The sequence below is a fragment of the Acidovorax sp. M2(2025) genome (genome assembly GCF_049330835.1).
GTDB lineage: Bacteria > Pseudomonadota > Gammaproteobacteria > Burkholderiales > Burkholderiaceae_C > Acidovorax.
In genome coordinates, this window is record NZ_CP186262.1 from 3,097,076 (window position 1) to 3,112,022 (window position 14,947).

Consider the following 14,947-nt stretch of genomic DNA (forward strand, 5'->3'; position numbering starts at 1 on the left):
TTCAGAGCGCGCTCTGCAGGAAAGGAAGGAAACTCCATGGTCCAGAAACGCTCCCCGCCCAACTACGGCCAGTACGGCCTGAAGGATGAAGACGCCCAGACCGTCGATGCCTGCGGCAACCGCCCCGGCGGCGAAGCGCCGGTCATCGGCCCCGCCGACCGCGTGGATGCGTCAGGCCACCGCCTGGCTCCCGGCCACGACGAAACGAGCCCGGCAGAACAGGAACTGGTGGACGAGCAGCGGGCCCGCGACCGCAACGATGCGGCCAACGCCGGCCCGCGCGCAGGCGGCACCACCGCCCGTTGAGCGTGCCGCGGGCTTCGTGGCTACGCCGCAGCGCCCAGGCGGTAGTGGCGCCACTGCACGCGCAGCACCATCGATTCCCCCGGCGCCAGCGTGCGCAGTCCCGGCCGCTGCGGCAGGTGGAAGGCATCGATGGGCTGGGTGATGGGCTCGAAGCAGAACGCGGGGCCGGCTTCGGGGCGGTACACCAGGCAGTAATGGTGCGCCACCCCGCCGTCGCGCTCAAAGTCAGGCATGTGCACGGCCAGGCCCAGGCCGCGCTCGGGCCATTCGATCTGCGCGGTGCCGCCCCAGCCGGTGTAGCCGTTGTCGATCAGGCTACCGTGGGCGGCGATGCCCGCATTTAGGTCCCACCCCGCGGGGAACTGCGGGGTGTGGCGGGTGGGCAGCGGGTCGGCACCGCTGAGCCACACGGCCTGCACGGGCGCGGTGATGCGCGTGCCGGGCGTGCGCGGAAACCACGGGTGCAGCCCCAGGCCGTAGGGCAAGGGCGCATCGCCCAGATGGCGCACCTCCACCGACTGGTCCAGCCCGCCCTCCACCAGCCGGAAGGTCTGCACGCAGTGGTAGTCATAGGGGTTGCCGTCGAACTGCCGCGACCGCAGCGCCATTTGCAGCGTGTCCGCGGCGGGCTGGGTGAGCTCCCAGGGCTGCAGCCAGCCGTCGCCATGGATGGGATACGGCTCGCCCGCCCGGTTGGGCCGCAGGGGATGGAACCGCCCCGCGTGCTCGAAGCCGCCGCCGCTGATGCGGTTGGACCACGGCACCATCGCGAACGAGGCCAGCCGGTACAGGTCGGGCGTGGCGCCGTCCCACGGCCGCCACAGGTCCACGCGGCCGGCGGCGCTGCGCGGATCGTCCAGCTGCCAGGCGGCCACGCTGCCGCCCAGCGTGGGCACCAGGCCCAGGTGCTGCCCGGCGTGGCGCAGCCAGACGATGGGATGGGAGGAAGACACATCGGCCATGCGGCAGGGCTTTCTTCAAGAAAATCGCAAAGGGATGGGGAAGCCGCAGGCCGCCACGCGGCTGCGGGGCGGCGGCAGCGTCAGCCGCCAAACAGCGGGGCCGGCAGGCCACGGGCCGCGGTGTCCACCGCGAACAACGCGCCGGCCAGCGGCTCGGCCGCCAGCTGCCCGGGGCTGAGGCCCGTGCGTGCGGAGGTGATGTAGAGCGTGCGCAGGTCCGCGCCGCCAAAGGCGCAGTTGGTGACCTGGCTTGCGGGCAGCGGGATGCGCGCCAGCTCATGGGCCGTGTCGGCGTCGTGGCAGGTCACGCAGCCGCCGCCCCAGTGCGCAATCCACAGGCGGCCATCGGCATCGGTGGTCATGCCATCGGGCACGCCGTCGGCGGCGGGCCAGCGCTTCCACAGGGTCTTGTCGCGCACGGTGCCGGCCACCGGGTCCCAGCGGTAGCGGTAGGTGGCGCCCTGCGCCGTGTCGTTGAAGAACATGGCCGGGCCCTGGGCGGTGGGCGCCCAGGCGGGGCCGTTGGTCACCGCAAAGCCGTCGTCGTGGCGTGTGCAGGCGCCGGCAGGGGTGTAGCTGTACAAGGCGCCAGTGGGCTCCTGGCAGGCAAAGTCCATGCTGCCGCCCCAGAAGCGGCCCTGCGCATCGCACTTGCCGTCGTTGAAGCGGTTCCCGGTGCGCTCCGGCTCAGGCTGGTACAGGTAGCGGGGGGCCGCGTCGGCGGCCGGGTCGAACAGCGCAAAGCCGCGGCGCAGCGTGACGATGAAGCCCGGTGCATGGGCCCGCTCGCCCAGTGCGGAAATCTCTTCGGCAAAGGCCCAGCGTTGGTGGGCCTGGGTCGCAGGGTCCCAACGGTGCAATTCGCGCTGCAGGATGTCCACCCAGTACACCACCTGCTCGCGCACGGACCACAGCACGCCTTCGCCCAGGGCGTTGCCCGGGGCCAGCACGCAGCGCACCGCGCCGGTTTCGACGGCTGCTGCAGCTGCGGGCGGGAGCGGCGGGGAAAGGGGGGTCTCCGGCAAAGGGCGCACGCGTGTCTCCGTCTCTTTTTTTGCGTCGGCCTGCCGCCAGGCACTTGACGAGCGGCATCTTATCAACGTCAATTGATACTTGAAATGAATTTTTTTGCCATTTATTGATTGCAATATTTATATGTCAAAGCTCTTCACCCCCTCTTCGTCTTCCACCGACGCCACGGGCGCCCCCGAGGGCCTGGCCCGTTTCCCCAGCCTGCAAGGCCGCGCCGTGTTTGTGACCGGCGGCGGCAGCGGCATTGGCGCCGCCATCGTGGCGGCGTTTGCCGAGCAAGGCGCCCGGGTGGCGTTTGTGGACGTGGCCCGCGAGGCCAGCGAGGCACTGGCCCAGCACCTGGCCGACGCCGGCCTGCCCCGCCCCTGGTGGCGCGTGTGCGATGTGCGCGACATCGCCGCCCTGCAGGCCTGCGTGGCCGACGCTGCGGCCGACCTGGGCAGCGATTTCGCAGTGCTGGTGAACAACGTGGCCAGCGACGACCGGCACACGCTGGAATCCGTGACGCCCGGCTACTACGACGAGCGCATGGCCATCAACGAGCGCCCCGCCTTCTTTGCCATCCAGGCCGTGGTGCCGGGCATGCGCAAGCGCGGCGGCGGCTCGGTCATCAACCTGGGCTCCACCGGCTGGCAGGGCAAGGGCGCGGGCTACCCCTGCTACGCGATCGCCAAGTCGTCGGTGAACGGGCTGACCCGCGGGCTGGCCAAGACGCTGGGGCAGGACCGCATCCGCATCAACACCGTGTCGCCCGGCTGGGTGATGACGGAGCGGCAGATCAAGCTGTGGCTGGACGCCGAAGGGGAGCAGGAAATTGCCCGCAACCAGTGCCTGCCGGACAAGCTGCGGCCGCACGACATCGCACGCATGGTGCTGTTTCTCGCGTCGGACGACGCGGCGATGTGCACCGCGCAGGAGTTCAAGGTGGATGCAGGGTGGGTGTGAGTTTTTGAGATTTTCTTGGGCTCTGGCGCTTATCCATCAAACGCTGGCAGCTATTGTTTTTGCAGTGGTGGCCCACTCAAAGCCGTTCGGGCTGAGCCTGTCGAAGCCTGGGCTTGAGCGCTCGTTCGCCACACCTCTCTAACCGGCACGTCCCGGCTTCGACAGGCTCAGCCCGAACGGACAGAAGCCATGCACTACAGAAATAATAGCTGCCAGCGCTTGCTCCACAGGCCTTTGCGGCCAATCCGCTTCAAAACCTCAGTCCCCCGCCTCCAGCCGCCGGCCATACTGCACCAGGCTCGTCTGCTTGAGCGCCTGCATCATCACCTTCGCCGCCGGCGACAGCAGCCGGTCCGACCGCGTGATGATCCCGAACGCATCCATGTGGCACGGCATCGCCAGGGGCAGCACGGTCACGATGCCATGCGCAGCGTAGTAGCGCGCCACATCCTCCGCCACCACCGCGATCATGTCGCTCTGCTGCAGCATGCGCGTGATGAACAGCAGGGCCGAAGTCTCCACCGTGTGCAGCGGCGGCGCCAGCCCGTCCTGCTGGAACATCAGGTCGAACCGGTGGCGCAGCACGCTCCCGGCCGGCGGCACGATCCAGCCGGCCGAGACCACGTCGCGCAGCGTCAGCCCGCTCATGCTCGACAGCGGATGGCCCGGGCGGGTGATGGCGCAGACCAGCTCCTCCGTCAGTGACTCGTAGCGCAGGTTCTCCTTGTCGTGCTCCTCGTACAGGCGCCCCACGACGATGTCGAGCTTGCCCAGCTCCAGCCGCTCCAGCAGCACCGGGCTGGTCTCGATGTCCAGCGAGATGCGCAGGCTGGGGTGCTCCTGCTTCACCACGGCCACGGCGGCGGGCAGCAGGCTCAGGCCCGGCGAGGTGATGGCGCCGATACCCACCTGGCCGTAATGTCCCCTTTTGAGCGCACCGATCTCGTCGTGCGCCTGGTTCAGGTTGGCCAGGGCCATGCGGGCGTGGCGGATCATCGTTTCGCCATACCAGGTGGGCCGCATGCCGCGCGGCAGGCGCTCGAACAGCGGCACCTCCAGCACGTCCTCCAGGTCCTTGAGCAGCTTGGACGCTGCCGGCTGCGTCATGCTGAGCACCTGGGCGGCGCGGTGGATGTTGCCCTCTTCAGCCAGGGCCACCAGCAGCAGGAGCTGGCGCGTCTTCAAGCGGGCGCGGATGAACCAGTGGTTGTAGGTGCTCATGAACAGATGCCGTCACGGAGAGGACGGGAGGGGTTTTCCAGAATGCAAAGAACGATATCTATTTTGTCTAAAAATTGATTGGATTGATATCAAAACCTTGCCTAGACTTCGCCGCACTTGCAACCACCACGGCCACGGCCTGCGTCCATGAAGCACGGCGAACTCCAGCTCAACCCCCGGCACCTCATCAACGGCCGCTGGGAGATCGGCACCACCACCGGCGTCAGCACCAACCCGTCCGACACCCGCGAAGTCGTCGCCGAGTACGCCCGCGCCGACCGCAACCAGACCGAGCTGGCCGTGCGCGCCGCCGCAGACGCCCTGCCCACCTGGAGCCAGAGCACGCCCCAGCGCCGCGCCGACGTGCTGGACTTCGTCGGCAGCGAACTGCTGGCGCGCAAGGACGAGCTGGGCGCCCTGCTGGCGCGCGAGGAAGGCAAGACCCTGCCCGAGGGCATTGCCGAGGTGGCGCGCAGCGGGCAGATCTTCAAGTTCTTTGCGGGCGAGGCGCTGCGTATTCAGGGCGAGCTGCTGGCCTCGGTGCGCCAGGGCGTGCAGGTGGACGTGACGCGGGAGCCCGTGGGTGTGGTGGGCATCATCGCGCCGTGGAACTTCCCGTTCGCCATCCCGGCCTGGAAGATTGCCCCGGCCCTGGCGTACGGCAACACCGTGGTGTTCAAGCCCGCCGAGCTGGTACCCGCCTGTGGCTGGGCGCTGGCCGAAATCATCAGTCGCAGCGGCCTGCCCGCCGGTGCGTTCAACCTCATCATGGGCAGCGGCCGCGAGGTGGGCCAGACGCTGGTGGACCACCCGCTGGTCAACGCGCTGAGCTTTACCGGCTCTGTATCGACCGGCGACCGCATCCTGCGCGCGGCCTCAGCACGGCGCGCCAAGGTGCAGCTAGAGATGGGCGGCAAGAACCCGCTCATCGTGCTGGCCGACGCAGACCTGGACCAGGCGGTGGACTGCGCGCTGCAGGGCTCGTACTTCTCCACCGGCCAACGCTGCACGGCATCGAGCCGCCTGATCGTGGAAGCCGAAGTGCACGACGCCTTCGTGGCCCGCCTGCGCAACCGGCTGGCCCACCTGAAGGTGGGCCACGCGCTGGAGCGGGCCACCGAAATGGGCCCCGTGGTGGACGAGCACCAGCTGGCCCAGAACCTGGGCTACATCGACATTGCGCGCAATGAGGGGGCGGAGCATGTCTGGGGTGGCGAGCGCCTGGAGCGCCCCACCCCAGGCCATTACATGAGCCCCGCCCTCTTCCTGGCCCGCCCCGAGCACCGCGTGGCGCGCGAGGAAATCTTCGGCCCCGTGGCCTGCGTGCTGCGCGCCGACGGCTACGAGCACGCACTGGCCCTTGCCAACGACACGCCCTACGGCCTGTGCGCGGGCCTGTGCACCACCTCGCTCAAGCACGCCATGCACTTCAAGCGCCACGCCGCCGTGGGCATGACCATGGTGAACCTGCCCACGGCGGGCGTGGACTTCCACGTGCCCTTTGGCGGCCGCAAGGAGTCGAGCTACGGCGCCCGCGAACAGGGGCGCTACGCAGCCGAGTTCTACACCACGGTCAAGACGGGCTACATGCTGGCCTAGTCGCTTTTCGATCCCGCAACCATCGTCAACCAACTATCAAAGACAGGAGACAAGAGATGACGAAGATGAACCGCCGCACCGTTGCTGCCGCTCTGGCCGCTGTGCCCGTGGCCACCCTGCTGCCCGGCGCTGCCTGGGCACAAAAGCCCCTCGTGCTGGGCTTCAGCCAGGTGGGGGCCGAGAGCGAATGGCGCACCGCCAACACCGAGTCCATCAAGGCCGCCGCCAAGGAGGCCGGCATCGAGCTGAAGTTCTCCGACGCGCAGCAAAAGCAGGAGAACCAGATCAAGGCCATCCGCTCTTTCATCGCGCAGAAGGTGGACGTGATCGCCTTCTCGCCCGTGGTCGAGTCGGGCTGGGAACCCGTGCTGCGCGAGGCCAAGGCCGCCAAGATCCCCGTGGTGCTGACCGACCGCGCGGTGAACACCAAGGACACGTCGCTCTACGTGACCTTCATGGGATCGGACTTCGTGGAAGAAGGCCGCAAGGCCGGGCGCTGGCTGGTGGAGAAGATGAAGGACCATAAGGGAGAGGTCAACATCGTCGAGCTGCAAGGCACCGTGGGCTCGGCCCCCGCCATCGACCGCAAGAAGGGCTTTGAGGAAGTCATCAAGGCCGACCCCAAGTTCAAGATCATCCGCAGCCAGACCGGCGACTTCACCCGCGCCAAGGGCAAGGAAGTGATGGAAGCCTTCCTGAAGGCCGAAGGCAAGAAGATCAACGTGCTGTACGCACACAACGACGACATGGCCATCGGCGCCATCCAGGCCATCGAAGAAGCCGGCATGAAGCCTGCCAAGGACATCGTGATCATCTCCATCGACGCCGTGAAGGGCGCCTTCGAAGCCATGATGGCCGGCAAGCTCAACGTGAGCGTGGAATGCAGCCCGCTGCTGGGCCCGCAGCTGATGAGCGCCGTGAAGGACATCAAGGCGGGCAAGTCCGTGCCCAAGCGCATCGTGACCGAGGAAGGCATCTTCCCGATGGAAGTGGCCGCCAAGGAATTTCCTAACCGCAAGTATTGACTCCCCCTGAGCCGCCTGCGGCGTCATTCCCCTGAGGGAGACGCCACCAGCGCGGCGGGGCGGCCCTTGCGCGGTGGCACTGGCCGCGCCGGCTTTGAAGGCAGCGGTGGCTGCCAGGCGCTCATCAAAGCAAAAGATTCACAACAGGAGACGAGAACAAATGAAGCGTGCAATTTTCAAGGCCGTGCTGGCCACCGTGGCACTGGCTGCCATCGGCGCCACGTCCGCGGCATCGGCCCAGGACAAGGGCACCATCGGCATCTCCATGCCCACCAAGTCGTCGGCGCGCTGGATTGCCGACGGCGACAACATGGTCAAGGTGCTCAAGGACCGCGGCTACAAGACCGACCTGCAGTACGCCGAAGACGACATCCCCAACCAGCTCGCGCAGATCGAGAACATGATCACCAAGGGCGCCAAGGTGCTGGTGATCGCGTCGATTGACGGCACCACGCTGTCCAAGGCGCTGCAGAACGCGGCCGACAAGGGCGTGAAGGTCATCGCCTACGACCGCCTCATCAAGGGATCGAAGAACGTGGACTACTACGCCACCTTCGACAACTTCCAGGTCGGCGTGCTGCAGGCCACCTCCATCGTGGACAAGCTGGGCCTCAAGCAAGGAAAGGGCCCGTTCAACATCGAACTGTTCGGCGGCTCGCCCGACGACAACAACGCTTTCTTCTTCTACGACGGCGCCATGAGCGTGCTGCAGCCCTACATCGACAGCGGCAAGCTGGTGGTGCGCAGCAAGCAGACCGGCATGAACAAGGTGGGCACGCTGCGCTGGGATGGCGCGGTGGCCCAGGCGCGCATGGACAACCTGCTGTCGGCCTACTACGGCAAGGACAAGGTGCATGCCGTGCTGTCGCCGTACGACGGCCTGTCCATCGGCATCCTGTCGTCCCTCAAGGGCGTGGGCTACTGCACGCCCCAGCAGCCCTGCCCGGTGGTCAGCGGGCAGGACGCCGAGGTTCCTTCGGTCAAGTCGATCATCAAGGGCGAGCAGTCCTCCACCGTGTTCAAGGACACGCGCGAACTGGCCAAGGTGGCCGCCAACATGGTGGACGCCGTGCTGTCGGGCAAGCAGCCCGAAATCAACGACACCAAGACCTACAACAACGGCGTGAAGGTCGTGCCCTCGTTCCTGCTCAAGCCGGTGTCGGTGGATGCGTCCAACTGGAACGCGGTACTGGTGGGCAGCGGCTACTACAAGGAATCGCAGCTCAAGTGAGTCCGCGCCGCATGCGGGCCGAGCGGCCCGCATGCGGCCTTTCGCAGACGGGGCACCGAAGCCCAACCCTTGCCAAGGCCGGCCTTCGGGCCCGCCAAGAGACTCTGAGACCATGCTTCTAGAAATGCGGAACATCCGCAAAACCTTTCCCGGCGTGGTGGCGCTGAACCAGGTGAACCTGGGCGTGCGCGCCGGGGAGATCCACGCCATCGTCGGCGAGAACGGGGCGGGCAAATCCACGCTGATGAAGGTGCTGTCGGGTGTATACCCGCACGGCAGCTACAGCGGCGAGATCGTTTTCGACGGCCAGGCGCGGCAGTTCGCGGACATCCGCGACAGCGAGCACCTGGGCATCATCATCATCCACCAGGAGCTGGCCCTGGTGCCGCTGCTGTCCATTGCCGAAAACATCTTTCTGGGCAACGAAACCGCACGCCATGGCGTCATCGACTGGATGGCCGCGCACAGCCGCGCCCAGGCGCTGCTCGCCAAGGTGGGCCTGCGCGAATCGACGGAAACGCCGGTCGGCCAGCTGGGCTTGGGCAAGCAGCAGCTGGTGGAGATCGCGAAGGCGCTGTCGCGCAAGGTGCGCCTGCTGATCCTGGACGAGCCCACCGCCAGCCTCAACGAGAACGACAGCCAGGCCCTGCTGGACCTGCTGCTGGAGCTGAAAGCCCAGGGCATCACCTGCATCCTGATCTCGCACAAGCTGAGCGAAATCTCGCGCGTGGCGGACTCGATCACCGTGCTGCGCGACGGCAGCACGGTGCAGATGCTGGACTGCCGCCGGGGCCCGGTGAGCGAGGACCGGGTGATCCAGGCCATGGTGGGCCGCGAGATGAGCGACCGCTACCCCCAGCGCCAGCCGCAGATTGGCGACATTGTTTTTGAAGTGCGCAACTGGCGCGCCCACCACCCGCAGCGCGGGGACCGCGAGCACCTCAAGGGCATCGACCTGCACGTGCGGCGCGGCGAAATCGTGGGCATCGCCGGCTTGATGGGCGCAGGCCGCACCGAACTGGCGATGAGCATCTTCGGCCGCTCGTGGGGTCAGCGCATCAGCGGGGAGGTGCGGCTGCATGGCCAGCCCATCGACGTGAGCACGGTGGAAAAGGCCGTGCACCACGGCTTGGCCTATGTCACCGAGGACCGCAAGGGCAACGGGCTGGTGCTGAACGAGGACATCCAGTTCAACACCACGCTGGCCCACCTCAAAGGCGTGTCCTTTGCCAGCGTGATCGACAACGGCCAGGAACACCGCGTGGCGCAAGGCTACCGCGAGAAGCTGCGCATCCGCTGCTCGGGCGTGGACCAGAAGACGCTGAACCTGTCGGGCGGCAACCAGCAGAAGGTGGTGCTGAGCAAATGGCTGTTCACCAACCCCGAGGTGCTCATTCTCGACGAGCCCACGCGCGGCATCGACGTGGGCGCCAAGTACGAGATCTACACCCTCATCGCCCAGATGGCGGCCGAAGGCAAGTGCGTGATCGTGATCTCGTCCGAGATGCCCGAGCTGCTGGGCATCACCGACCGCATCTATGTGATGAACGAAGGCCGCTTTGTGGCCGAGATGCCCACCGCCGAAGCATCCCAAGAACGAATCATGCGGGCGATTGTGAGTGCCCCCCCTGAGGCGCTTCGCGCCATCCCCCCCGGGGGGGACGCCGCCCGTGCGGCGGGGCGGCCCTTGCACGGCGGCCGCGCGTAGCTGCCGCGCCAGTAGCTGCCGATTGCGCCCACACATCAACGCTAAATCACACGAGACGAAATGAGCCAGACCACCCACCCCACCGACGCAGCCGTGGCAGACAGCGCGGCACCGGCGGCACAGCACCACGGCAAGCCGCTGCTGCACCACCTGCAGCACAACCTGCGCGAGTACGGCATGTTGATCACGCTGGTGGCCATCATGGGCTTCTTCCAGTACATGACCGAGGGCACGCTGATGCAGCCCTTGAACCTGACCAACCTGGTGCTGCAGAACAGCTACATCGTCATCATGGCGCTGGGCATGCTGCTGGTCATCGTGGCCGGGCACATCGATCTGTCGGTGGGCTCGGTGTGCGGCTTCATCGGCGCGCTGGCCGCGGTGCTGATGGTGGAATACCACTGGCACTTCGTTCCCGCCACCCTGGTGTGCCTGCTGTGCGGCGGCCTTATCGGCGCGATCCAGGGGGCCTTCGTCGCGTTCTCGCGCATTCCGTCGTTCATCGTCACACTGGCGGGCATGCTGGTGTTCAAGGGGCTGGCGCTGGCTCTGCTGGCGGGCCAGTCGGTGGGGCCCTTCCCCCCGGAATTCCAGATGCTCAGCTCGGGCTTCATTCCCGACCTGTTCAGCATGGAAGGGCTGCGCCTGACCTCGCTGCTGCTGGGCGCGGCCGTGGCCGTAGCGCTGGCCCTGGGCGGGCTGCGCGAGCGAGCCAACCGCCTTCGCCATGGCGTGCAGGCAGAGCCCGCCAGCCTGTTCGTCTTCCGCACCGTGGTGTTCGGCGGGTTGCTCGTGTACTTCAGCTACCTCCTGGCGTCGTACAAGGGCCTGCCCAACGTGCTCATCGTGATGGCGCTGCTGATTGTTCTGTTCGACTTCGTCACCAGCCGCACCACCATCGGCCGCCGCATCTACGCCATGGGCGGCAACGAGAAGGCGGCCAAGCTCTCGGGCATCAAGACCGAGCGGCTCACGCTGTACGCCTTCATCAACATGGGCGTGCTGGCGGCCCTGGCAGGGCTGGTGTTTGCAGCGCGGCTCAACACCGCCACGCCCAAAGCGGGGCTGGGTTTTGAGCTGGACGTGATTGCAGCCTGCTTCATCGGCGGCGCATCGGCCTCGGGCGGCGTGGGCAAGGTGATGGGCGCGGTGATCGGCGCCTTTGTGATGGGCGTGATGAACAACGGCATGTCCATCCTGGGCATCGGCATCGACTACCAGCAGGTCATCAAAGGCGTGGTGCTGCTGGCCGCCGTGCTCGTAGACGTTTACAACAAGAACAAGGCATGACGGCTGCCATGGACGCATCCACCGCTCACGCCCCCGCTACTGCCCCGGTGCTGCAGCTCTCGGGCATCCACAAGCAGTTTGCGGGCATCCCTGTGCTGCGCGATGTGCAGCTCAACCTCTACCCTGGCGAGATCCACGCGCTAATGGGGCAGAACGGTGCAGGCAAATCCACGCTGATCAAGGTGCTGACGGGGGTGCTGGAGGCCAGTGACGGTCACATGCGGCTGGGCAAGGAGGCCGTGTGGCCCGATTCGCCCCTCGCCGCCCAGCGCCTGGGCATCAGCACCGTGTACCAGGAGGTCAACCTCTGCCCCAACCTCTCGGTGGCCGAGAACATCTTTGCGGGCCGCTACCCGCGCTGCGGCATTGCGCAGGGTTTTCGCATCGACTGGGCCACGCTGCACCAGCGCGCGCGCGACCTGGTGGCGCGCATCGGGCTGCAGATCGACGTGACGCGCCTGCTGTCGGACTACCCCGTGGCCGTGCAGCAGCTGGTGGCGATTGCCCGGGCGCTGAGCATCGAGTCGCGCGTGTTGATCCTGGACGAGCCCACCTCCAGCCTGGACGACGACGAGGTGCAAAAGCTCTTCGAGGTGCTGCGGCGCCTGCGCAACGAGGGCTTGTCCATCGTCTTTGTGACGCACTTTTTGAACCAGGTGTATGCCGTGTCGGACCGCATCACCGTGTTGCGCAATGGCAGCTGGGTGGGTGAGTGGCTGGCTAAGGACCTGGGCCCGCAGGCGTTGATTGCTGCCATGCTGGGCCGTGACCTGGCTGCTGCGTCGGAGCAACCTGCACCAGCACCCATCGTGGACAGCCGCCAGGCCACCCTGCTGCAGGCCGAGGGCCTGGGGCAAGACACGCAACTGCAGCCGCTGGACCTGCAGATCCGCGCGGGCGAGGTGGTGGGCCTGGCCGGGCTGCTGGGCTCGGGCCGCACCGAGCTGGCGCGCCTGCTCTTTGGCCTGGAGCAGCCCGACCGGGGCGCGCTGCGCATCGACGGGCAGGTGGTCAAGTTTGCGAACCCCATGGACGCCATCCGCCACGGCCTGGCCCTGTGCCCCGAAGAGCGCAAGACCGACGGCATCGTGGCCGAGCTGTCGGTGCGCGAGAACATTGCGCTGGCGCTGCAGGCGCGCATGGGTGTGGGCCAATTCCTCTCGCGCGCCGAGCAGACGGCGCTGGCCGAGCGCTACGTGAAGTTGCTGGGCATCAAGACCGAGACGGTGGACAAGCCCATCGGCTTGCTCTCGGGCGGCAACCAGCAGAAGGCCATTCTTGCGCGCTGGATGGCCATCGAACCGCGCCTGCTCATCCTGGACGAACCCACGCGCGGCATCGACGTGGCCGCCAAGCAGGAAATCATGGACCAGATCCTGCGCCTGGCGCAGGCGGGCATGGCCGTGCTGTTCATCTCTTCCGAAATGAGCGAGGTGGTGCGCGTGGCGCACCGCATCGTGGTGCTCCGCGACCGCCACAAGGTGGGTGAGCTGCCCGCAGGCAGCAGCGAGGACGCCGTCTACGACCTGATTGCTGCCGAACATGTCTGAACGCTCCCCTTCCCTTTTGGCGGCGCTGTTGCGCCACCGCCTGGCCTGGCCGCTGATCACGCTGGCGCTGCTGCTGATCGTGAACACCGTTTTCAACAGCAGCTTTCTGCACATTGAATGGCGCGACGGCCACCTGTACGGCAGCCTCATCGATATCCTGAACCGCGCTGCACCGCTGGTGCTGGTATCGCTGGGCATGACGCTGGTGATCGCCACACGCGGCATCGACATCTCGGTGGGTGCCGTGGTCGCCATTGCCGCGGCGGTGGCCGCGTGGCTGATCGGCGGCTCTGTGTCAGGCACCGAAAGCCGGTTCCCGCTGCCCGTTGCCATCCTGGGCGCCATCGGCGTGGCGCTGCTGTGCGGGCTGTGGAATGGCGTGCTGGTCGCCAAGGTGGGCATGCAGCCCATCATTGCCACGCTGATCCTGATGGTGGCGGGCCGGGGCATTGCCCAGCTCATCACCGACGGGCAGATCATCACCATCTACTACACGCCCTACTTCTTCATGGGCGGCGGGTATCTGGCGGGGCTGCCTTTCTCATTGTTTGTGGTGGCCGTGGTCTTTGCCGTGCTGTACCTGGCCATCACGCGCACGGCGCTGGGCCTGTTCATCCAGGCTGTGGGCATCAACCCCACGGCGGCGCGGGTGGCGGGGGTCCAGGCAGGGCGGCTCATTGTGGCCGCGTACGTTTTCTGCGGCGTCTGCGCGGGCATTGCGGGGCTGCTCATCAGCTCCAACGTGAAGAGTGCGGATGGCAACAACGCGGGGCAGTTGCTGGAGCTGGACGCCATCCTGGCCGTCACACTGGGCGGCACCGCGCTCACCGGTGGCCGCTTCAGCCTGGTGGGCAGCGTGATCGGCGCGCTCATCATCCAGACGCTGACATACGCCATCTACTCGCTGGGCGTGCCGCCCGAGATCAACCTGGTGGTGAAGGCCGTGGTGGTGTTCATCGTGATGCTGCTGCAGTCGCCCGAGTTCCGGGCGCAAGTGGGCGCCCTGGCACGTCGCCCCGGCGCGGGAGCTTTGCAATGAGCGCCGTACCCAAGACTGCAGGCTTCGGCACCGTGAAGCACCCTGCCCCACAGGCCACGGCCGAGCGCGCGCGATTCAACCCCAAGTACCTGCCGCTGGCCGCCACCATCTCGCTGTTCGTAGCCATGGCCACGCTGGGCTCGGTGCTGTACACCGGGTTCTTCTCGGCCCAGGTGTTCCTCAACCTGCTGATCGACAACGCCTTCCTCATCATCGTGGCGGTGGGCATGACGTTCGTGATCCTGTCGGGCGGGATCGACCTCTCGGTGGGCTCCGTGGTGGCGCTGACCACCATGGTGCTGGCCGCGCTGGTGGAACACCGGGGCTGGAACCCGATGGCCGCCATCCCGCTGGTGCTGCTGATGGGCACGGCGTTTGGCGCGTTCATGGGTTTCCTCATCGAGCGCTTTCGGCTGCAACCCTTCATCGTCACGCTGGCGGGCATGTTCCTGGCGCGCGGGCTGTGCTACCTGATCAGCATCGACTCCATCAGCATCACACACGAGGGCTATTCGGAGCTGGCCCAATGGCGCCTGCCGCTATGGGAAGGCGCATCGCTCTCGCTGGGCGCGCTCATCGCCATCGCCGTGCTGCTGGTGGCCCTGTTTGTGGCGCACTGCACGCCGTTCGGTCGCAGTGTGTATGCGGTGGGCGGCAGCGAGCACTCGGCCGTGCTCATGGGCCTGCCGGTGCGCCGCACGCTCATTGGTGTCTACACGCTGTCGGGCTTTTGCTCGGCGCTGGCGGGCGTGGTGTTCACGTTCTACATGCTGTCGGGCTATGGCCTGCATGCCGTGGGCATGGAGCTGGACGCGATCGCCGCCGTGGTCATTGGCGGCACGCTGCTCACGGGTGGCGTGGGCTATGTGGCGGGCACGCTGTTTGGCGTGCTCATGCTCGGAATCATCCAGACCCTGATTTCCTTCGACGGCACGCTCAGCTCCTGGTGGACGCGCATCGTCGTCGGTGTGCTGCTCTTTGCTTTCTGCCTGCTGCAGCGGCTGCTTTCGCGCCGCTCGGGCAAGGCCCGTTGACTCTT

General features: G+C 66.9%; 13 protein-coding genes. 10 read left to right on the forward strand and 3 right to left on the reverse strand.

Annotated features, from left to right (window positions below; translation table 11 throughout):
- Positions 1-36 precede the first annotated feature (36 nt).
- Positions 37-306, forward strand: coding sequence for a hypothetical protein (locus ACOYR3_RS14395; RefSeq protein ID WP_422843046.1), 270 nt, complete (start codon positions 37-39; stop codon positions 304-306).
- A gap of 20 nt (positions 307-326) precedes the next feature.
- On the opposite strand, the gene ACOYR3_RS14400 is transcribed toward ACOYR3_RS14395, so the two are convergent.
- Positions 327-1,268: an aldose 1-epimerase gene (locus ACOYR3_RS14400; protein WP_422843047.1), complete on the reverse strand. Its 942-nt coding sequence runs from the start codon at positions 1,266-1,268 to the stop codon at positions 327-329.
- Positions 1,269-1,348: 80 nt separating this feature from the next.
- On the reverse strand, positions 1,349-2,302 hold the full coding sequence (locus tag ACOYR3_RS14405) for an SMP-30/gluconolactonase/LRE family protein (RefSeq protein ID WP_422843048.1): 954 nt from the start codon (positions 2,300-2,302) through the stop codon (positions 1,349-1,351).
- A gap of 121 nt (positions 2,303-2,423) precedes the next feature.
- On the opposite strand from ACOYR3_RS14405, the gene ACOYR3_RS14410 reads away from it, so the two are divergent.
- Complete coding sequence (locus ACOYR3_RS14410) at positions 2,424-3,245, forward strand: SDR family NAD(P)-dependent oxidoreductase (protein WP_422843049.1); 822 nt, start codon at positions 2,424-2,426, stop codon at positions 3,243-3,245.
- Positions 3,246-3,503: 258 nt separating this feature from the next.
- Here the strand turns inward: ACOYR3_RS14410 and ACOYR3_RS14415 are convergent, their stop codons facing one another.
- Positions 3,504-4,466, reverse strand: coding sequence for a LysR family transcriptional regulator (locus ACOYR3_RS14415; RefSeq protein WP_422843050.1), 963 nt, complete (start codon positions 4,464-4,466; stop codon positions 3,504-3,506).
- Between the two features lie 147 nt (positions 4,467-4,613).
- On the opposite strand from ACOYR3_RS14415, the gene ACOYR3_RS14420 reads away from it, so the two are divergent.
- The 8 genes from ACOYR3_RS14420 (at position 4,614) to yjfF (ending at position 14,942) form a co-directional block, all read left to right on the forward strand.
- Positions 4,614-6,065 (forward strand): aldehyde dehydrogenase family protein, encoded by a 1,452-nt coding sequence (locus ACOYR3_RS14420; protein WP_422843051.1) that lies wholly within the window; start codon positions 4,614-4,616, stop codon positions 6,063-6,065.
- A 56-nt stretch (positions 6,066-6,121) separates the two neighbouring features.
- On the forward strand, positions 6,122-7,090 hold the full coding sequence (locus ACOYR3_RS14425) for an ABC transporter substrate-binding protein (protein ID WP_422843052.1): 969 nt from the start codon (positions 6,122-6,124) through the stop codon (positions 7,088-7,090).
- A gap of 160 nt (positions 7,091-7,250) precedes the next feature.
- Positions 7,251-8,321 (forward strand): multiple monosaccharide ABC transporter substrate-binding protein, encoded by a 1,071-nt coding sequence (chvE, locus tag ACOYR3_RS14430; protein ID WP_422843053.1) that lies wholly within the window; start codon positions 7,251-7,253, stop codon positions 8,319-8,321.
- 112 nt (positions 8,322-8,433) lie between these two features.
- Positions 8,434-10,029, forward strand: a complete 1,596-nt coding sequence (mmsA, locus tag ACOYR3_RS14435; protein ID WP_422843054.1) for a multiple monosaccharide ABC transporter ATP-binding protein — start codon at positions 8,434-8,436, stop codon at positions 10,027-10,029.
- A 60-nt stretch (positions 10,030-10,089) separates the two neighbouring features.
- A complete protein-coding gene (gene mmsB, locus ACOYR3_RS14440; RefSeq protein WP_422843055.1) occupies positions 10,090-11,319 on the forward strand; it encodes a multiple monosaccharide ABC transporter permease in 1,230 nt (409 codons plus the stop codon).
- 8 nt (positions 11,320-11,327) lie between these two features.
- A complete protein-coding gene (locus ACOYR3_RS14445) occupies positions 11,328-12,869 on the forward strand; it encodes a sugar ABC transporter ATP-binding protein (RefSeq protein ID WP_422843056.1) in 1,542 nt (513 codons plus the stop codon).
- Positions 12,862-13,908: an ABC transporter permease gene (locus ACOYR3_RS14450; RefSeq protein WP_422843057.1), complete on the forward strand. Its 1,047-nt coding sequence runs from the start codon at positions 12,862-12,864 to the stop codon at positions 13,906-13,908. The genes ACOYR3_RS14445 and ACOYR3_RS14450 overlap by 8 nt, the downstream gene beginning before the upstream one ends.
- Entirely contained in the window at positions 13,905-14,942 is a 1,038-nt protein-coding gene (gene yjfF / locus ACOYR3_RS14455; RefSeq protein ID WP_422843058.1) for a galactofuranose ABC transporter, permease protein YjfF, read from the forward strand. Before ACOYR3_RS14450 ends, yjfF begins: the two co-directional genes overlap by 4 nt.
- Positions 14,943-14,947 lie beyond the last annotated feature (5 nt).

Coding starts and splice junctions, on each gene's coding strand:
- ACOYR3_RS14395 (WP_422843046.1), top strand. CDS start 37: ATGGTCCAGAAACGCTCCCCGCCCAACTACGGCCAGTACGGCCTGAAG.
- ACOYR3_RS14400 (WP_422843047.1), bottom strand. CDS start 1,268: ATGGCCGATGTGTCTTCCTCCCATCCCATCGTCTGGCTGCGCCACGCC.
- ACOYR3_RS14410 (WP_422843049.1), top strand. CDS start 2,424: ATGTCAAAGCTCTTCACCCCCTCTTCGTCTTCCACCGACGCCACGGGC.
- ACOYR3_RS14415 (WP_422843050.1), bottom strand. CDS start 4,466: ATGAGCACCTACAACCACTGGTTCATCCGCGCCCGCTTGAAGACGCGC.
- ACOYR3_RS14420 (WP_422843051.1), top strand. CDS start 4,614: ATGAAGCACGGCGAACTCCAGCTCAACCCCCGGCACCTCATCAACGGC.
- ACOYR3_RS14425 (WP_422843052.1), top strand. CDS start 6,122: ATGACGAAGATGAACCGCCGCACCGTTGCTGCCGCTCTGGCCGCTGTG.
- chvE (WP_422843053.1), top strand. CDS start 7,251: ATGAAGCGTGCAATTTTCAAGGCCGTGCTGGCCACCGTGGCACTGGCT.
- mmsA (WP_422843054.1), top strand. CDS start 8,434: ATGCTTCTAGAAATGCGGAACATCCGCAAAACCTTTCCCGGCGTGGTG.
- mmsB (WP_422843055.1), top strand. CDS start 10,090: ATGAGCCAGACCACCCACCCCACCGACGCAGCCGTGGCAGACAGCGCG.
- ACOYR3_RS14445 (WP_422843056.1), top strand. CDS start 11,328: ATGGACGCATCCACCGCTCACGCCCCCGCTACTGCCCCGGTGCTGCAG.
- ACOYR3_RS14450 (WP_422843057.1), top strand. CDS start 12,862: ATGTCTGAACGCTCCCCTTCCCTTTTGGCGGCGCTGTTGCGCCACCGC.
- yjfF (WP_422843058.1), top strand. CDS start 13,905: ATGAGCGCCGTACCCAAGACTGCAGGCTTCGGCACCGTGAAGCACCCT.